We start from the raw sequence: 18,813 nt of genomic DNA, 5'->3' as shown, positions 1-18,813 counted from the left end.
TGATAACGCATGTTTCCCCTTTGATTCAACGCTGGGACCACCGAGGTGTCAAGATGTTTGATGTGAGCAACTCCGACGAATCAGCAGCGGGCCTCCGCGCCTACGGTGGTGAGTCGGGCGACGCCCGCGTCGCACGGCGGCGCGCCGCGCTGATGGACGCGACCCTCGACATGCTCGCCGAGCCCGAACCGGGATCGGTGACCGTGCGGGGCATCTGTGCGCGCGCCGCGCTCACCCCGCGGTACTTCTACGAGAGCTTCGCGAACGCCGACGTCCTCGTCGAGGCGACCTACGACATGATCATCGGCCAGATCGCCGAACGGGCTCTCGCCGGCTTCGGCGCGGGGTCGAGCCCGCGAGGGAAGGTGATCGGCGCCGTCGAAGCCATCGTCGACGTGATCGAGGGTGACCCGCGCAAAGGTCGTGTCATCTTCTCCGACACCCTGCGGAGTCCGGTGATCGCCACCAAGCGCGCCGAGATGATCCGGCTCTTCACCGATCTCACGTTCCAGAGCGCGCCCGCGGTGGCCAAGGTCAGCGGTGGTCAGGAGACCCTGGCGGCTGCGCATTTTCAGGTCGGCGGACTGGGGCGAGTCCTCGCGTCGTGGACCGAAGGATTGCTCGATCTGGACCGCTCGGCGTTGGTCGGCATCTGCGTTCAGATGCTCCTTCCCGAGAGTCGGGCCGCGGATCCGGCGGACGCAAAGCTAAGTTAGCTGTATGACGAACTGGCGCGATTACGGCGCGAGCGACCTTCCGGTGCCGCTTGCGGCGGCGCTGGACGCCTTCGTCGAGCACGGTTATCACGGCACCTCGGTCCGCGATATCGCCGCGCGCGCCGGACTGTCGGTCCCCGGGCTGTATCACCACTATCCGTCCAAGCAGTCCCTGTTGCAGGGGCTGCTGGAACTGACGATGTCCGATCTGCTGCGGCGCTCGGAAGAGGCGCTCATCGAGGCGGGGGACAACCCGGTCGACAAGTTCGACGCCGTCGTCGAATCGCTGTTGCGTTTCCACATGTATCGCCGCGAGCAGGCCTTCGTCGGTTCCACCGAGCTGCGCAGTCTGGATCCGGAGTATCACCGCGTGTACATCGGACATCGGATCAAGCAGCAGCGCATGGTCGACGACGTCGTCGTAGCGGGCGTGGCGGAGGGCGCGTTCACCACGGCGGCACCCAAGGGTGCGGCGCGGGCGGTCGCGACGATGTGCGTCGGCGTATCCACCTGGTATCGGGTCGACGGGCTGATGAGCGCCGACGAATTGATCAAACAGAATCTGGACTTCGCGCGAGCGATCGTCGGCTATCAGCCGCGCTGATTCGCACGACGGCTTGACGGTCCGTCGGTGAACATGGCACCCTAACGCTGACCGAGCGCTCGTTCGGTGGCGATTTCTGGAGGGTTCCATGGCTGTCGATCTTGCTTACAGCGCGCAGGTACAAGACCTGGTCTCGCGCACGGAGGCGTTCATCGCCGACGAGGTTCTGCCCGTCGAGACCGAGTTCGCGGGCGACATCACCGCAGCGGGCGGTGACGACATCCGCCGCGAACTCAATGCCAAGGCCCGGGCTGCCGGCGTGTTCGCTCCGCATGCGCCGGTCGAGTTCGGTGGACTGGGTCTGAACATGTCCGACCGTGCGCCGGTCTTCGAAGCAGCGGGCGGGTCGACGTTCGGTCCGGTCGCGCTGCACATCGGGGCGCCCGACGAAGGCAACGTCCACATGCTCGCCCACATCGCGACCGACGAGCAGAAGGTCAAATACCTGGCGCCGCTGGCGCAGGGCGAGATGCGCAGCGCGTTCGCGATGACCGAGCCGGCACCCGGTGCGGGCGCGGATCCGAACGCGTTGAACACCATGGCCGAGAAGGTGCCCGGCGGCTGGAAGATCAACGGCTTCAAACGATTCATCACCGGCGCCGACGGGGCGGCCTTCCACATCATCATGGCGCGCACCGTGGGCAAACCCGGCGATCGCGGCGGCGCCACCATGTTCCTGGCCCCGTCGGACACCGAGGGCATCGTCGTGGAGCGCCACGTGCACACCACCGACAAGGCGATGATCGGCGGCCACTGTGAGGTCCGCTACACCGATGTCTTCGTGCCCGACGAGGACGTCCTCGGCGAACCCCACGAGGGCTACCGCTACGCGCAGGTCCGCCTCGGCCCGGCGCGCATGACGCATGTGATGCGCTGGATGGGCAGTGCCGTCCGGGCGCATCGGATCGCCGTCGACTACGTGGAGCAGCGCGAAGGCTTCGGCGGGCGGCTCGCGGATCTCGGCATGATGCAGCAGATGATCGCCGACAACGAGATCGACCTCGCCGCTGCGCGCGCCCTGCTGGTGCGCGCCTGCTACGAACTCGACCTGGGCGAGCACGCCTCCGATTCGACGTCGATCGCCAAGACTTTCGGCGCCGAGGCGTTCTCCCGTGTCGCCGATCGCGCCATGCAGATGTGCGGCGGCCTCGGCGTCTCCGAAGACCTGCCGCTCGCCCGACTGGCCGCCGAGCTTCGGCCGTTCCGCATCTACGACGGCCCCAGCGAAGTCCACCGCTGGGCCATCGCCAAGCGCGCCGTCGGACGCGTCCGCAAGGCGCGGGCCGCGCAGTGACCGAAGGAGATCCGGTGACCGAACATCCGGGCCTGAAAGCCGATGACCTGCGACGACTGCTCGATTCGGCGGGGGTCGACGTCGTCGGTGACCTGCGCGTCGAGTTGATCAGCGGCGGACGGTCGAACCTGACGTTCGAGGTGCGCGACGACGTGCACCACTGGGTGGCCCGCCGCCCGCCGATGGGTGGGTTGACGCCGTCGGCGCACGATATGAATCGCGAATGGGACGTGACGTCGGCGCTGGTCGGCAGTGCCGTTCCGGTGCCGACCACGGTCGCGATCGACCGTGACGGGGCGACGATCGGGGCGCCCTGCACCGTCGTCGAGTTCGTCGACGGCCGCGTGATCCGGTCCATCGACGATCTGTCCGTGCTCTCCGACGACGAGGTCACCGCCGGCGCCGATGCGCTGGTCCGGACCATCGCGGACCTGCACGCCGTGGACTATCAGGCGGTCGGGCTCGGCGAGTTCGGCAGGCCGGAGGGGTTCGCCGCGCGGCAGATCAAGCTGTGGGCGCGCCAGTGGGGCATCGTGAAGACTCGCGAGTTGGACGACGTCGAGAAGCTGGCGACCGCGCTCGCCGAGCGGGTGCCGACGCAGGCGCGCAGTTCGATCGTGCACGGCGACTTCCGCATCGACAACACCATCCTCGCGCCCGACGACCCCGGAAAGATCGCGGCGGTGGTGGACTGGGAACTGGCGGCGCTCGGTGATCCGATCACCGACGTCGCGCTGATGTGCGTCTACCGCGATCCGGCGTTCTCTGCGGTCCTCGGCTTCGATGCCGCCTGGACCAGCGACCGCTACCCGGACGCGGACGGGTTCGCCCAGCGGTACGCCGACGTGACCGGAGCCGACCTCGGGGACTGGTCCTTCTACCTCGGCCTGGCGAACCTGAAGCTCGGCGTGATCGCCGAGGGCATCACCCACCGGGCGCTCTCGGGCGGGTCGTCGGGCTCCGCGGGCGCCGAGCGCGCCGCCGAGGCGACCGGCGCGTTCATCGCCGCCGGTCTCCGCGCCATCGGCTAGTTCGTCTCACGCCGGTCGCGGGCTGGGTCTTCATCACGTTGGTCGAGTACGAGCGCATCGAGACCGGGTTCGGTCTCGATGCGCAGGCTCGCTGCGCTCGCGTGCTTACTCGACCAGCGTGAGGGGCGGGTTCTTCCTACGTTGGTCGAGTAAGCGAGGAACGAGCGCATCGAGACCGCGGCGGGCTGGGTCTTCGTCACGTTGGTCGAGTGAGCGACGAAGGAGCGCATCGAGGCCGCGGCGGGAGTCGGCCTGGGTTGGGTCTCGATGCGCAGGCTCGCTGCGCTCGCGTGCTTACTCGACCAGCGTGAGGGGGCGGGGTTCTTTCATACGTTGGTCGAGTGAGCGAGGTACGAGCGCATCGAGACCGCGGCGGGCTGGGTCTTCGTCACGTTGGTCGAGTAAGCGAGGTACGAGCGCATCGAGGCCGCGGCGGGGACCGGCCTGGGTTTGGTCTCGATGCGCAGGCTCGCTGCGCTCGCGTGCTTACTCGACCAGCGTGAGGGGGCGGGTTCTTCCTACGTTGGTCGAGTGAGCGACGGAGGAGCGCATCGAGATCGCTGTGGGGACCGGCCTGGGTTTGGTCTCGATGCGCAGGCTCGCTGCGCTCGCGTGCTTACTCGACCAGCGTGAGGGGCGGACATCGAGGCCGCCGCGGGCTGGGTCCGCGCTACCGGTACGAGAACAACTCGTCGCCGGCGACGTGCGCGTGCTCGTTGAACGACACCAGCGTCATACCGCGTCGGCCGGCCAGGACCGTGGTGATGGACGTGTTGACGAAGGTGCGCGACATCGCGGGCCAGGCCTGGTCGGGAACGCCCCACAATTGGGCGATGAGCTGGGTGATGGAACCCGCCGACGATACGACCAGCACGTTCTGGCCTGATCCGGCCGCCGCCGCGGCACGGTCGGCGGCGGCCCGGGTGCGCGCCGCGTACGCCGCGAACGTCTCGGGCCCGATGTCGGCGCCGTCGATCCACTCACCGAGCGCACGGGTGATCGCGTCCTGGAACACTTTGCCGCCGCCGCGGTAGATGTCCTTGGCCTCCGGCAGTTCCGGAGTCGTGTACTCGTTCCACTCGGGGTCGACCACCGCGTCGGGCGCGTCGTCGAACGCCTCCAGAACGCCGGCGAGCGTCGCCTGTTGGCGGGGCAGATCGCCGCAGAACGCCGCGTCGAACGACGGCACGCGCCGCGCGAGCGCCTGGCCTGCAGCCCTGGCCTGCACAAAGCCGAGGCCGGTGAGACCGGGGCCGCCGATGGTCGCCGCATCCGGACCGTAGGCGTGCGCGGGCGCCTGCCCGTGCCGGACGATGTACAGAACTCCCACGCTTACCTCGCTGTCGCGTCGCCGCCCGAGTGCGGGCGAACGAATCAGAAGTGCCCACCACCACCAGTGCAGGTCGAGGCGGGCGTCACATTTCCACGATATCGGTCGGCGTCGGCTTGCCACCGCGGTGGGCCCTTGCTAACTTCGGTGATTATGACCAGTCAGCCCTTCGCCGTCCCGGAGGTCACCTATGTGACCACCGCTCTGGGGTGTCGTCTGCCGCTGGCTCGGGTCCTTTGTTGCTGTCGAATGCGCTGACCCAGCTCCGACTCACGCTGATCGGCGTGAGCCCACTTGAGCGGTGGCCCACGAATGCGGCCTCGCCTCGGCAACAGGACATCCGAATATCATGACTTCCACGCTCGATCGCCCCATCCTTGCGAACTCTGCCCACATCGGTGCGGTGCGCACCCCGGCCCGTACCGCCGTCAAGACCTCGCAGCGGACGCCGGCACCCCTGTACGTCACGACTGCCGACCTGCAGTTCTCCACCAAGGCCGCAGCGCTGGTGCTGCGCGCCGCACGCGTCTCCGGCCCGGTGTTCCGGGACGACGCCGCCGCGCTCACCGGTCTGTCCATCTCGACGGTGAACCGCCAGGTCAGTGCTCTGCTGAAGGCCGGTCTGATCCGTGAGCGCGCCGATCTGACGCCGCCCGGCGCCGTCGGTCGACCGCGCGTGCCGTTCGAGGTCAACACCGACGGGTTCCTCACCGTCGGGATTCACATCGGCTATCAGGTCACCTCGATCACGACGCACGACCTCCAGCATCGCGTTGCGGGCGCCATCTCCATCCCGACGCCGCAGGCGGCCACGCCCGACGAGGTGGTGGCGCAGATCGGCGCCAGCGCCCGCCGGTTCGCCGACCGGTGGGTCGGCAAGCGCCTGCTCTGGGCCGGTGTCGCCATCGGCGGTCGCGTGGTCGACGGCGGCGTCGTGGATCATCCGCGACTCGGCTGGCAGGGCGTGCCCGTCGGTCGCCTGATCGCCGAGGCGCTGGAACTGCCGGTGTCGGTGGCCTCGCACGTCGAGGCGATGGCCGCCGCCGAACAGGTGGTCAATCCCGCAGACCAGAACCAGAACTTCCTGTACTTCTACGCTCGCGAAATGGTCGGCATCGCATTCAGCGTCGACGGTGCAGTGCACACTCCGGCGGCGGGTCCGCCGACCATCGGTCACTTCCCGACCGGGCCCACCACCCTGCTTGATCCGGACAACACCGGTCGGCTGGAGCAGGCGGTCAGTGATACCGCGGTGCTCTACGCGGCGCAGAAGGCGGGCATCGACGTCTCGTCGCTCGACGAACTGCGGGCCGAAGCGCGGACCGGCGACGCCGTCGCCAACGCCATCCTGACCGAGCGCGGCGAAGTGCTCGGTCGCACGGTGGCGCTGATCTCCGACATCTTCAACCCGGACCACGTGATCCTCGGCGGTCAGGCGTTCACCGACTACCCGGAGGCGCTCCCGGCGGTCAGCAAGGCCCTGCGCGCCACCACCGTCATCACTCAGCGCGACGTCCGCGTCGCCCGCTCGGCGATCACCGTGCAGCAGAAGGCCGCGGGCGCCGTCGCGCTCGACGCCATCTACGCCGACCCGCTGGAGGCGTTGGCTCGGACCGCCTGACACCGGCACGCACCTGGACGGAACTACCGCTCAGGCGCCCCGGATGGGGCTACCCTGCTGCCATGGCGCAGGAGAACGAGGATCGCTCGACGGACGATCCCGCTGGGTTGTTCGCGCGATCGCAGGAGCAGGCGCTGCGCGTCGCAGGCGAGACGCTGCAGCGAGTCCGGGCCATCGCGACCGCCGGAGGCAACGCACCGGACGAACTGCTGAAACAGGTCGCTGAACTCAGCACTGCGGTCACCGGATTGGCAGGCAGCGCAACGGGACTGGCGGGCGTCATCGCCGAGCCGATGCACGACTTCATCGTTCAACAGCGCCAGCTCGCCGAGACCATCGCCAAGTTCGCGGAGGCGCAGGCGGAGCTGTCGGGGATCGTCGCCGAGTTCGCCCAGCGGCAGGCCGAGACCGTGGCGGCACTGGAGAAGGTGACGACGCCGGTGTTCGGCCTCATGGGAGTCAAGACCGACGACGAGCGCGACCGGCGATAGTCGAGGTCGCCGAACTCGCGGCGGTCCGACAACGGCGTGCTCGCTCCGCTCGCGGGCAGCGCTCGACCAAGGTGGGGGCGACTGCCACCAGGTAACACGGCCTCAATCGGTGGGGCGGAGTCCGTTCATCATGACGTCGATCGGCGTGGCGACCTCGCCCAGTGAACCCGCCAAGTACGAGAAGCCGGTGACCATCCGCAGGATGTCGACCGGCGTGACGTCCGTTCGGAATTCGTCGCTGGGGAGTCCCGCGTCGAGGAGTGACTGCACTGCGCCCCGCAACAGGGCGCTGGACTCCTGGCGGAACCCGTCGTCGGAGGCCAGCACGGGCTGCAGGGCAGCAGGCACGTCACGGTCCGCGACGAGCATCGCGGCGAATCTGCCGACCCATGCGCGCAGCGCGTCGTGCGCGGTCGGCCCGGCAGCGAGGAGCGGGGCCGCCGCGTCGCACAAGTCGACCACTCGGTTGCGGTAGACGGCCTCGACGAGCAGTCCGCGGTTGGGGAAGTGCCGGTACAGCGTGCCGATGCCCACGCCCGCTTCGCCTGCGATGGAACTCAGGGTGGCGTCTGCACCGTCCCGGCCGAGGACCAGTGTCGCGGCCTGGAGAATGCGCGCTCGATTGGTCCGCGCGTCCGCGCGCACATTCGTCGGCGCCGGTGCTGAGTCCGTTCCCACAGGTCGTCTCCTTCTGGTACGCCCTCCGCGGGGCCGCCTGGCGTCACCATACCCGCGTGATCTGATTCACCCGCTCTTGCAAGCGGAGGGTCCTCCGCTTTAAGGTATCGAACCGGAGCCGCCTCCGGTTAGTCGGCTGGCAGGCCGAGACGGTTGATGTGACCACTCGATGCGACCAGTGTCGATCAGGACCTGAACATGGGGAGTGAAGAAGTTATGTCCGTGAACTCACCGAGCGGGGCGCCGCCGAAGACCGGCGCCGTCGTGGCCGTGCTGGCGTTGGCCGGAATCGTCGTCTCGCTGATGCAGACGCTCGTCATTCCGATCATCCCGCACCTGCCGGAGTACTTGAACGCCGAGGCCGACGACACCGCGTGGGTCATCACCGCGACGCTGCTCGCCGCGGCGGTCGCGACGCCGACCATGGGCCGGCTGGGCGACATGTTCGGCAAACGGCGCATGCTGCTGGTCAGCATCGTGCTGATGACGGTGGGATCGGTGGTCGGTGCGCTGAGCGACTCGGTGCTGCCGATGATCGTCGGACGCACCCTGCAGGGGCTCGCTGCCGGTGTGATCCCGCTCGGGATCAGCGTGATGCGCGATGTGTTGCCGAAGGAGAAGCTTGCGGGCGCGGTGGCGATGATGAGCGCATCGCTGGGCGTCGGCGGCGCGTTCGGTCTGCCGATCGCCGCGGTGATCGCCGAGTACGCGTCGTGGCACTGGCTGTTCTGGGTGTCGGCGATCCTCGGCGTCGTCAGCTTCGTCGTCGTGACGCTCGTCGTCCCGGAGTCGCCCGCACGCTCGGGCGGCGGATTCGACTTCGCCGGCGCGCTGACGCTGTCGGCGGCGTTGGTGGCGTTGCTCCTCGGTGTGTCGAAGGGTGCGACGTGGGGATGGACCTCGTCGACCACCCTCGCCTGCTTCCTCGTCGCGGTGATCGCGTTCGGCGTCTGGGGAGCGTGGGAGCTGCGGACCAAGGCCCCGATCGTCGACCTGCGGGTGTCGGCTCGGCCGCAGGTGCTGCTGACCAACATCGCGTCGGTGGCGTTCGGCTTCGCGATGTTCGCCACGTCGATGGTGTTTCCGCAGGTGGTTCAGCTTCCCGAACAGACCGGGTCGGGTCTGGGCGGTTCCATGCTGATGGCCGGCCTGGTGATGGCCCCGATGGGCATCATGCTGCTGGTCGCAGCCCCCGTCTCGTCGTACATCACCAACACCTTCGGCCCCAAGATCACCCTCATGTGCGGTGCCGTCGTCGTCGCCGTCGGCTACTTCGTCGGTGCGTTCGCCCTGCACTCGGAGTGGCAGCTGGTGCTCATCGGCATCATCATCGGCATCGGAACGGGTCTGGCGTACGGCGCGATGCCCGCACTGATCATGGGTGCGGTGCCCGCATCGCAGACCGGTGCGGCCAACAGCTTCAACACGCTCATGCGGTCGCTCGGAACCTCGTTCGCCTCGGCGATCTCCGGCGTGGTCGTCGCGCAGATGACCGTCGATCTCATGGGCCGCGAGTTCGCCAGCGGCAGCGCATTCACCACCATCATGCTGATCGCGGGCGGTGCCGCAGTGCTGGCCTTCGCGGTGACCGCGGTGATCCCGCGACAGCCCGATCACGGTGAAGTGCTCGACGTCGCGTCCGAGACGGCCGCGGAGGTCGAGACGGTCAAGGTCGGCTGAGGCAGGACCGGCGCGTGCTCACGACCGCGTGGGAGCCTTGAGGACGCAGGCGATCTCGTCGTAGAACTCGAGGACGAACGCCGTGACGGTGGTGGCGAATCCGCCCGACGAGCCGGCCCGTTTGGTCCCCGTCGACTTGTCCGCAGAGACCGTGAACTCGCGGATGCTGCGGCCGTCGGCGGGAACCAGGACGGTCGGATCCTCGAGGGCCTTGCCGAGCAGAACTGCGGTCGTGTCTCGCGTTCCTGCATGGTGTGCAACGATCCGAGTGCGCGGACCGACGTCGGTGAGCTGGCGGAGCAGCCAATTCACGTGGGTGAGGGGACGGCCGTCGCGCGGCGCGGCGACGGTGACGGCGCAGATGGCGCGATCGCGGGCGAGGTCGGCCTCGATGACGACGGGGCCGACGAGGCCTGCGGTGCGGAGGGTGCCGAACAGTCGGCCGGAGTCGGCGAGCTGCCGTGCACGACTGACGGCGTCCTTGTGTTCGGCGGGCGGGATCGCCTGCACCCGTTGGCCGAGCAGCGCCGACAAGACGAGCGACGTGTGCCGCGTGAGGCGGTCGAAGTTCTCTCCGACCTCGTTCGTCGCCGAGTCCGTCGGGCTGATGGTCCGGGTCTTCACCGCATCGCGCACCCGAACCCAGTGGGTGCCCATGTCGTCGAACACCTGCATGCCGCTGGCCGGATGGACTGCGTAGGTGAGGAACTCGTGAAGTACTCGACTGCGTTCTCGATTCCCGATGCCGGTGTGCTGGAGCGTGATCGACGCAGCGGCGATCACCTCCTCCCACGCGATGTGGTGGAGCTGCACCGACTTGATGAGCTTCGGGTCGGGATCCACCGGCCAGTCGCCCGAGGCGGGTGTCAGATCGGGACTGATGGTGATCACGGCGTCGAAGCGGTTCGCCTTCGCGACGGTGAGATAGGTGTTCACCTGCGCCGCGTCGAGTCGGCGGCCGCCGATCTTGACCTCGACCAGTGCCGTCCAGACGCTCGCGCCGCGAGTCACGCGAATCAATCCGTCGGGGCGCGCCTGTGCGCCGTTCACGGTGAACTCCGGTTCGACGAACGACTCGATTCGACCGCCGGGAGCTCCGACCTGGCCCAGAACTGCGCGTCCGAACTCACGGACGATCTCCATCGTCGCGAGCAGGATCGACGTGGCCCGCTGCTCGTGATTGACCGAGGTCTTCGCATGGACCGCGGGAAACAGCCCGGCCCGGTGGTACGGCAGCTTCTCCGCCGGGACCGCGAGGTACGGGCTGGTGCGCTGGGTCCAGTCCTTCGGCAGCTTCACAGCGCGCCGCGTCCTCTTGATCTGCACATTCGCCGACTCCGGCGCAGGTTCCCCGGTGGTGGACGACTCAGTGGTGGACGAATCGGTGACGGGCGAGTCGGGGGTAGAAGGCTCCAGGGTGGAAGGCTCGGCTCCCTCGGGTCCCGCATCGGGGTCGACGCCGTCGTCGGCGTCCACCTCGACGCCGAACTCTGTCACCAGTGCGGCCAGACCGCCCGCGTAACCCTGCCCGACGGCGCGGAGCTTCCAGTCCGCGTGGCGACGATAGACCTCGCCGAACACCAGTGCCCGCTCAGCGGTCAGCCCGTCGATCGGATACCGGGCGACGGTGCCCGCATCGGTGGAGACGATGAGCGTGGCATCGCGCACATCGCCGAACGTTCGCTCGATGTCGTCGATGCTGGCTCCGATCACGATCCGCTCGACATCGGCCGGGATGCGCGCGAGATCGATCTCGATGGCGTCGCTCGTCGGCCCGTCGCCTGCGTCGATGCGGTCGAGCAGGCGGACGCTGCCGTCGGCTCCGCTCGCCTGGTTGTAGAAGACCAGATCGTCACTGGACCGGACTCGGCCGTCGTGGCCGAGGAGAAGCACGCTGGTGTCTGTGGTGAGATCGTGGTCAGCGGTGACCTCGACGGTCACGGTGATCGTCTCCGCGCTGCTGTCGGCGGAGGCGAGGGTGAGGTTGGCACCCTTGGACAGCCGCATGCCGTCGGTCGGCGACGATGTTCCCACTTCGTTGAGCGATGCAACAGTCACCTTGTGGAACGTACCTCCGACACCTCAGTGGTTGTGCCGGGTTCCGGTTCTATCGTCCGGTCGAGCGATCGCGGTCAACCGATCTCGACTATTTCGGCCGCGACAGGGTGCTCGCGCGCAGGCGTCGATAGCCGCGGACGCTGAGCGGGGCGATGCTGCGGACTCGGAATCGCTCGTCGTCGTCGATGGCCGCGGCCATGTTGTCGTCGATCAGGATCGTCCCCGGGCGCGCCGATCCGCAGAGCCGGGCCGCGATGTTGACCGGCTCGCCGAAGACGTCGCCGAGGCGGGCGAGGACCTCGCCTTCGGCGATGCCGATGCGCAACTGGGGAAGCGGCGGGACGCCGCTCAGGTCAGCGATGGCGAGTGCGGTCCGGGCGGCTCGGATCGGGTCGCTGTTCGCGAACAGGATGCCGTCGCCCAGGGTCTTGATCACCTGCCCGTCGTGCATGGTGATCACGGTGGAGACGGCATGCTCGAAACTCGTGATCAGCTCGTTGAGCTCGCGGTGGTCGAGCTGCCGCGAGAGGCTGGTGTATCCCACGAGGTCGACGAAGCCGACCGTGGTGGTCCAGTCGTCGTGGTCGTCGTGACCGGTGTGCGACGATCGGCTGCCTTCCAGTGCGATCGACAGGTGGATCCGCCAGACGAGCCGCTGGATGCGGCTGAGCGCCTTGGCCATCTCGTCGAGCGTCCAGGTCACGTCGGGATTCTCGGAGAACTCGAGGAGTTGGTCGGCCTGCCAATCGGCCAATCGGGCCAGTGACAGTCCGATGGTTCGCGCCGTCGCTATCTGCGCGGACTCGTCGACGACGGCCGCCCCGCGCGCGAACAGGCGGAACGCCTCCACGTCGTCGTCGGTGAACAGCTTGGCGTCGGACTTCTGACGTCCGAAACCGAAGGCGGTCCAGATCTTCTCGCCGTAGGTCTGGTCGACGCCGATCGCGGCGATGAGTTCATTGCGCGAATACGTGGCGTCATGCCGTGGCACAATCATGCGCTCACGCTATCGAGTCGGCGACGCCGACGGGGCGGCTACGGGTGGCTACGGCTGGTCGGGCGACGGTGACAGCCCCAGCACGCCCCGCATCAGATACGCCATCTGCGCCGGGAAGTCGGGCCTCTCGACCCCTCTCCGCACGCGCACGGCGTCGTTCACCATCGACAACGCGGCATGGACCGCGACCGCGGCCTCGGCCTCGCCGATGCCGTGGATCGCGGTGAGCAGCGAGATCCAGCGCATGACGTAACGGCGCTGGATGTCGATCAGTTCCCGGGACGACGGGTCGCCGGACAGCGCGGACGCGTTGTTGAACGAGACCGAGAGATCGGGGATCGAGGTGATGGTGGCGACGTACGAGTCGACCATCAGCGCCAGCCGATCGGCGTCGTCGGAACCGGCCGCGTACGCGGCCATCACACCGACCTCCAGGCGGGCGCCGCTGCGTCGACCGATCTCGATGAGGATCGCGGCCTTCGACGGAAAGTGCTTGTACACACTGGGGCCGGTGATGCCGACGGCCGCGCCGATCTCGTCGACGGTCACCGGGCCGTAGCCTCGCGCGGAGAACAACTCGGCGGCGGCGTCGAGGATCTCGGTGCGCCGGTCGTCGCCGGGGACATCGATGGGCGGCGGCACCCGCAGGTCGGTGGCGAGCGACGGAGTGAGTTCGACGAGTCGCTCCGCGGCCGCCGTCAGTTCACGCACGGCCTGGGCCGCAGGCAGTCGTGCACGATGCACTGACAGGCTCCCCACGACGCTCAACATGGTCCAGACCAGTTGGCGCTGTTCCCAATCGAGCAACTCGCGGTCGGTGAACAACAGGTCCGCCCACTGCGCGAGTGCGACGCGGGTTCCTTTGACCACCTCGCGATTCTGCTCCGGAGTGAGATAGGTCCCGGTCCAGCGCCAGAGCGTCGACGCGTTCTGCCTGCGCGCCATGGATCCGCAGACTGATGCGATGAATGCGTGCCGATCGCCGTCGGCCGCGGCGAGCGCGGTGTCGGTACCGGCCTGCAGACCGTCGACGCCGGCGAGGACTGCGGCGTAGAGCAACGCCTGCTTGTCGGCGAAATGACGATACAGCGAAGGGGCGGTGACACCGGCTGCCCGGGCGATGTCGGCCATGGACACTTGGGGGTACCCGTGCTGAAGGAACAGCTGCGCGCTGTGATCGATCAGCTGCCTTTTCCGGTTCGCCGGACGCGGAGTCCCGGCCTGCTTCGAGCGTGTCATGGTGATACGACCATAGCTCATTTCGATGGACTGTCGAGTGGCAATGACCATTGGGTATAGCCAAATAAGTTATGACGCGTTAGCCTATGATCTGTAACCACAATCGGTTCGTGTGAAAGGAACACCTGTGTCCGAAGCATTTATCTACGAGGCTGTGCGTACGCCCCGTGGCAAGCAGCGTGGAGGCTCGCTGCACAGCGTCAAGCCGATCGACCTCGTCTCCGGTCTGATCGACGGACTTCTCGCCCGTCACGGCGATCTCGACCCGAAGCAGATCAACGACCTCATCCTGGGAGTCGTGTCGCCGGTCGGTGAGCAGGGCGCGGTCATCGCGCGTACGGCAGCGATCGTCTCGGGTCTCGGCGAGACCGTTCCCGGAACGCAGATCAACCGCTTCTGCTCGTCGGGCCTGGAAGCTGTGAACTTGGCCGCCGCCAAGGTCAAGTCGGAGTTCGACGACCTGGTCCTCGCCGGTGGCGTGGAGTCGATGTCGCGCGTGCCGATGGGCAGCGACGGCGGTGCCCTGTTCACCGACCCGGCCACCGCGTACGACTACTACATCAACCCGCAGGGCATCGGCGCCGACACGATCGCGACGATCGAGGGCTTCTCGCGTGAGGACGTGGACACCTACGCCGCCGAGTCGCAGCGTCGCGCCGCGCAGGCGTGGGACGAGGGTCGGTTCGCCAAGTCGATCATCCCGGTCAAGGACATCAACGGCGTCACCCTGCTCGACAACGACGAGCACCGTCGCCCCGGCACCACCGTCGAGAGCCTCGGCAAGCTGAAGCCCGCCTTCCAGGGCCTCGCCGACATGGCAGGCTTCGACGACGTCATCCGGCAGAAGTACCCGAACGTGGAGAAGGTCAACCACGTCCACACCGGCGGCAACAGCTCCGGCATCGTCGACGGATCGGGCCTGGTCCTGGTCGGCAGCGAAGAGGCGGGCAAGCGCAACGGCCTGACCCCGCGGGCGCGCGTCGTCTCCTACGGCGAGGTCGGCTCGGAGCCGTCGATCATGCTCACCGGCCCCACCCCGGCCACCGAGCTCGCGCTCAAGCGGGCCGGCCTGACCATCGACGACATCGACGTCTTCGAGCTCAACGAGGCGTTCGCGTCGGTCGTCATGAAGTGGATGAAGGACCTCAACGTTCCGCACGAGAAGGTCAACATCAACGGCGGCGCGATCGCGCTCGGACACCCCCTCGGCGCCACCGGCGCGATGATCCTGGGCAGCACCCTCGACGAGCTCGAGCGCGTCGGCGGCCGCTACGGCCTGATCACCCTGTGCATCGGCGGCGGCATGGGCGTCGCGACCATCATCGAGCGTCTCTGATCGCCCCGGAACCAGAAGGAAACAGACTTCATCATGACTGACAACATGATCGCGTGGGAGAAGGACGCCGACGGCGTCGTCATCCTCACCATGGACGACCCCAACCAGGGCGCCAACACCATGAACGCCACCTACATGGCGGCGATGGCCGCGACCGTCGACCGCCTGGAGGCGGAGAAGGACGACATCACCGGTGTCGTGCTGACCTCGGCGAAGAAGACCTTCTTCGCCGGCGGCGACCTCAAGGACATGACCAACCCGCCCGCCGACCAGACCAAGGAAGAACTGGCCACGGCGATCAACTCCAGCACCAACTCGATGAAGGCCGTCCTTCGTCGGCTGGAGACCCTCGGCAAGCCGGTCGTCGCAGCCATCAACGGTGCGGCGCTCGGCGGCGGTCTCGAGATCGCCCTCCACTGCCACTACCGTGTGGTCGCCGACGTGAAGGGCGCCGTGGTCGGCCTTCCCGAGGTGACCCTCGGCCTGCTCCCCGGCGGCGGCGGCGTGGTCCGCACCGTCCGACTCCTCGGCATCCAGCAGGCGCTCATGGGCGTTCTGCTGCAGGGCCCGCGACTCAACCCGACCAAGGCCAAGGAGATCGGCCTGGTCCACGAGGTCGTCGCATCTATCGACGATCTGGTCCCCGCCGCCAAGGCCTGGATCAAGGCGAACCCGGAGGCTCAGCAGCCGTTCGACGTCAAGGGCTACAAGATCCCGGGCGGCGCACCGACCAACCCGGCGATGGCAGCGAACCTGCCCGCCTTCCCGGCGCTGCTGCGCAAGCAGATCAAGGGCGCCAACATGCCTGCGCCGCGCGCCATCATGGCCGCTGCGATCGAAGGCGCCTACGTCGACATCGACACCGCCGACCTGGTCGAGACCCGCTACTTCGTCTCGCTGGTGACCGGTCAGGTTGCCCAGAACATGATCAAGGCGTTCTTCTTCGACCTCCAGCACATCAACGGCGGCGGCTCGCGCCCCGACGGCTTCGAGAAGTACCAGGCCAAGAAGGTCGGCGTCATCGGCGCGGGCATGATGGGCGCCGCGATCGCCTACGTCTCGGCCAAGGCGGGCATCGAGGTGGTCCTCAAGGACATCGACATCGAGGCGGCCAAGCGCGGCAAGGGCTACTCGGAGAAGCTCGAAGAGAAGGCTCTCTCGCGCGGCAAGACCACGCAGGAGCGCAGCGACGCGCTGCTCGCCCGCATCACGCCGACCGTCGACCCGCAGGACTTCGCGGGCGTCGACTTCGTGATCGAGGCGGCGTTCGAGTCGGTCGAGGTCAAGAACAAGGTCTTCCAGGAGATCCAGGACATCGTCGAGCCCGACGCGGTGCTCGGCTCCAACACCTCGACGCTGCCGATCACCGGTCTGGCCGAGGGCGTCAACCGCCCCGAGGACTTCATCGGCATCCACTTCTTCTCGCCGGTCGACAAGATGCCGCTGGTGGAGATCATCTGCGGTGAGAAGACCAAGGACGAGGTGCTCGCCAAGGTCATCGACTACACCCTGCAGATCCGCAAGACGCCGATCGTCGTCAACGACAGCCGCGGCTTCTTCACCTCGCGCGTCATCGGCACCTTCATCAACGAGGCGATCGCGGCCGTCGGTGAGGGCATCGAGCCTGCGTTCATCGAGCAGGCGGGCAGCCAGGCCGGCTACCCGGCTCCGCCGCTGCAGCTGTCGGACGAGCTGACGCTCACCCTGATGCAGAAGATCCGCAAGGAGAGCAAGGCCGCCGCCGAGGCCGCGGGCACCGAGTTCCCGGCGCACGGCTCGTACGACGTCATCGACAAGATGGTGGAGCTGGGCCGCACGTCGAAGAAGGACGGTGCAGGCTTCTACGACTACACCGACGGCAAGCGCGGTCTGATCTGGCCGGGCGTGCGGGAGAACTTCAAGTCGGGCTCGGCCGAGATGCCGCTCGAGGACCTGAAGGAGCGCATGCTCTTCGCCGAGGCGCTCGAGACCGTGAAGTGCTTCGACGAGGGCGTGCTGACCTCGGTAGAGGACGCCAACATCGGCTCGATCTTCGGCATCGGCTTCCCGGCGTGGACCGGTGGCGTCGTGCAGTACATCAACCAGTACGAGGGCGGTCTGAAGGGCTTCGTCGCCCGCGCACGCGACCTCGCCTCCAAGTACGGTGCTCACTTCGAGCCGCCGGCCTCGCTGGTCGAGAAGGCGGACTCGGGCGTCGAGAAGCTGACGAACGAGAACCTCGTCACGAAGTGATCGTCTAGCTGCGCAACCAGTCAGCCCCGGTGAACCATGCGGTTCACCGGGGCTGACTGGTTTGGTCAGGTCGATGGATGGATCGGTGTCAAGGTCTTGTCGTGCACCCGTCTGGACTGTATCGTCTAGACGTAATGGTCTATTCGAGGTCCTCGCGATGACGCGGGAATCGTCGACCAGCCGACCGGGTCACCGTCCGTGGCTCTGGATCAGTCCACATGAATGGAGAAACGCCATGCCGATGCTCGACCTGTTCATTCCCGACGGTGCGCTGACGCCCGACGCCGAGGCCGCCCTGATCGATGACCTCACGACGTTCATGCTCAAGATCGAGGGCGCCGATCCCACCAACCCCTTTGCTCGCGAGATCGGCTGGGCTTACGTTCATCGGTCGGCCCTGTATGTGGGTGGATCGCCGTCGGCGAAGCCTCGCTACCGCATTCTGGCGTCCGTGCCGCAGGGCAACATCAACGGAGCCGACCGCAAGGCGGAGATCGTCTCGTACATCACCTCGGCCGTTCTGCGTGCCGAGGGCGGTGACGGAACCGAAGGCGCAGAACGCGTCTGGGTGTTCCCGCTGGAGATCCCCGAGGGCCACTGGGGCGGCGCAGGACAGGTCTTCGGTCTCGAACAACTCTTCACCCTGACGACGGGCGATCCGACCCGAGCGGCGTCGATGGCGCAGAAGCGGTTGTCCGCGAACCGCGCGGAGCGCGATCAGATCGGCCGAGTCGGCGAGGCGCGGAAGGCGGCGTCGCATGATCGAGTTCCGTAAGGCGGTCGAGGCCAACGACTTCTCCGCCATTCCGGCGCTGCTCGCCGACGACGTCGAACTGCTCAGTCCGCTGGCGTTCAAGCCCTATTAGGGCCGGGCGGTGGTCGGCGGCATCCTGCACGCCGTCTCGACGACGCTGACCGACTTCGAGTACCAGCACGAGTACGTCGACGACGCGAACGGCCACGCGCTGATCTTCACCGCGATGGTCGACGGACTGCAGGTCCACGGCTGCGACTTCATTCACCTCAATGACGACGGTCTGATCGACCAGTTCACGATCATGCTGCGCCCGCTGTCGGCGTCGAAGGCGATGGCAGCGCAGATGGCGCCGAAGTACGCCGAGATGGTCAAGGCGCTGGGTCAGGCCTGACACCTCACCGATCGTTCACGCTGCCGGTGAGACCCGGTGAACCGCACGGTCCACCGGGGCTCACTGCTTGATTGCAGGCCCTGTGAATAGGTGTGGCGTTGGTGCCGGAGCCTGTGGATTGCGCACTGGCGACGATGGCGCGCACGGGGCACGATGATCAGACCGAGCGGGGAGGCGCGGGATGGACAGACATGGCGAACGGAACTGCATCGACGACCCGTGAGTGCTGTAGGCCGCTTACGGCCGGAGTGACAACGTTTCTTGGAAGAAAACCTTTTGTGCCGTATTTCGTTACCCGAATCGGGTAACGAAATACGGCACAACTCTTTGGTGGGACGGCGGCGGGACGCCCGCTGCG

16 protein-coding genes are annotated in these 18,813 nt (G+C 67.5%); 11 read left to right on the top strand and 5 right to left on the bottom strand.

Annotated elements, in window-relative coordinates; translation table 11 throughout:
* The first annotated feature begins 53 nt into the window (after positions 1-53).
* The 4 genes from GH2_RS05365 (at position 54) to GH2_RS05350 (ending at position 3,645) form a co-directional block, all read left to right on the top strand.
* Positions 54-716, top strand: coding sequence for a TetR/AcrR family transcriptional regulator (locus GH2_RS05365; protein WP_066163995.1), 663 nt, complete (start codon positions 54-56; stop codon positions 714-716).
* A gap of 4 nt (positions 717-720) precedes the next feature.
* A complete protein-coding gene (locus tag GH2_RS05360; protein WP_066163992.1) occupies positions 721-1,320 on the top strand; it encodes a TetR/AcrR family transcriptional regulator in 600 nt (199 codons plus the stop codon).
* A gap of 88 nt (positions 1,321-1,408) precedes the next feature.
* Entirely contained in the window at positions 1,409-2,614 is a 1,206-nt protein-coding gene (locus tag GH2_RS05355) for an acyl-CoA dehydrogenase family protein (RefSeq protein WP_066163989.1), read from the top strand.
* Between the two features lie 14 nt (positions 2,615-2,628).
* Positions 2,629-3,645: a phosphotransferase family protein gene (locus GH2_RS05350; RefSeq protein WP_066164346.1), complete on the top strand. Its 1,017-nt coding sequence runs from the start codon at positions 2,629-2,631 to the stop codon at positions 3,643-3,645.
* 670 nt (positions 3,646-4,315) lie between these two features.
* Here the strand turns inward: GH2_RS05350 and GH2_RS05340 are convergent.
* Positions 4,316-4,975: a histidine phosphatase family protein gene (locus tag GH2_RS05340; protein WP_066163980.1), complete on the bottom strand. Its 660-nt coding sequence runs from the start codon at positions 4,973-4,975 to the stop codon at positions 4,316-4,318.
* A 349-nt stretch (positions 4,976-5,324) separates the two neighbouring features.
* Between GH2_RS05340 and GH2_RS05335 the strand changes: the two genes are divergently transcribed.
* Together GH2_RS05335 and GH2_RS05330 are read left to right on the top strand one after the other, a co-directional pair.
* Positions 5,325-6,596, top strand: a complete 1,272-nt coding sequence (locus tag GH2_RS05335; RefSeq protein WP_084247325.1) for an ROK family transcriptional regulator — start codon at positions 5,325-5,327, stop codon at positions 6,594-6,596.
* Between the two features lie 62 nt (positions 6,597-6,658).
* Entirely contained in the window at positions 6,659-7,087 is a 429-nt protein-coding gene (locus tag GH2_RS05330) for a hypothetical protein (protein WP_066163977.1), read from the top strand.
* A gap of 102 nt (positions 7,088-7,189) precedes the next feature.
* On the opposite strand, the gene GH2_RS05325 is transcribed toward GH2_RS05330, so the two are convergent.
* The gene (locus GH2_RS05325) at positions 7,190-7,765 is read right to left on the bottom strand and encodes a TetR/AcrR family transcriptional regulator (RefSeq protein WP_169802423.1); all 576 of its coding nucleotides are present in this window, start codon (positions 7,763-7,765) and stop codon (positions 7,190-7,192) included.
* A gap of 216 nt (positions 7,766-7,981) precedes the next feature.
* Between GH2_RS05325 and GH2_RS05320 the strand changes: the two genes are divergently transcribed.
* On the top strand, positions 7,982-9,445 hold the full coding sequence (locus GH2_RS05320; protein WP_084247323.1) for an MFS transporter: 1,464 nt from the start codon (positions 7,982-7,984) through the stop codon (positions 9,443-9,445).
* An 18-nt stretch (positions 9,446-9,463) separates the two neighbouring features.
* On the opposite strand, the gene GH2_RS05315 is transcribed toward GH2_RS05320, so the two are convergent.
* The 3 genes from GH2_RS05315 to GH2_RS05305 form a co-directional block, all read right to left on the bottom strand.
* Positions 9,464-11,503 (bottom strand): TerD family protein, encoded by a 2,040-nt coding sequence (locus GH2_RS05315; protein ID WP_157086012.1) that lies wholly within the window; start codon positions 11,501-11,503, stop codon positions 9,464-9,466.
* A gap of 88 nt (positions 11,504-11,591) precedes the next feature.
* Positions 11,592-12,500, bottom strand: a complete 909-nt coding sequence (locus tag GH2_RS05310) for an adenylate/guanylate cyclase domain-containing protein (RefSeq protein WP_066163968.1) — start codon at positions 12,498-12,500, stop codon at positions 11,592-11,594.
* A gap of 48 nt (positions 12,501-12,548) precedes the next feature.
* Positions 12,549-13,739 (bottom strand): TetR/AcrR family transcriptional regulator, encoded by a 1,191-nt coding sequence (locus tag GH2_RS05305; RefSeq protein ID WP_239588359.1) that lies wholly within the window; start codon positions 13,737-13,739, stop codon positions 12,549-12,551.
* A 127-nt stretch (positions 13,740-13,866) separates the two neighbouring features.
* Here GH2_RS05305 and GH2_RS05300 point away from each other — a divergent pair, with 127 nt between their 5' ends.
* The 4 genes from GH2_RS05300 (at position 13,867) to GH2_RS05285 (ending at position 18,455) form a co-directional block, all read left to right on the top strand.
* Positions 13,867-15,075 (top strand): acetyl-CoA C-acetyltransferase, encoded by a 1,209-nt coding sequence (locus GH2_RS05300; protein WP_066163962.1) that lies wholly within the window; start codon positions 13,867-13,869, stop codon positions 15,073-15,075.
* A 33-nt stretch (positions 15,076-15,108) separates the two neighbouring features.
* Complete coding sequence (locus tag GH2_RS05295) at positions 15,109-17,307, top strand: 3-hydroxyacyl-CoA dehydrogenase NAD-binding domain-containing protein (RefSeq protein WP_066163959.1); 2,199 nt, start codon at positions 15,109-15,111, stop codon at positions 17,305-17,307.
* A gap of 235 nt (positions 17,308-17,542) precedes the next feature.
* The gene (locus tag GH2_RS05290) at positions 17,543-18,082 is read left to right on the top strand and encodes a hypothetical protein (RefSeq protein WP_066163956.1); all 540 of its coding nucleotides are present in this window, start codon (positions 17,543-17,545) and stop codon (positions 18,080-18,082) included.
* Positions 18,083-18,182: 100 nt separating this feature from the next.
* On the top strand, positions 18,183-18,455 hold the full coding sequence (locus GH2_RS05285; protein ID WP_307825340.1) for a hypothetical protein: 273 nt from the start codon (positions 18,183-18,185) through the stop codon (positions 18,453-18,455).
* The last annotated feature ends 358 nt before the right edge of the window (positions 18,456-18,813 follow it).

This window comes from Gordonia hydrophobica NBRC 16057 (assembly GCF_001592365.1).
GTDB classification, from domain to species: domain Bacteria; phylum Actinomycetota; class Actinomycetes; order Mycobacteriales; family Mycobacteriaceae; genus Gordonia; species Gordonia hydrophobica.
The sequence above is the reverse complement of the archived record's forward strand: the minus strand, read 5'-3'. Positions and strand labels throughout refer to the sequence as shown.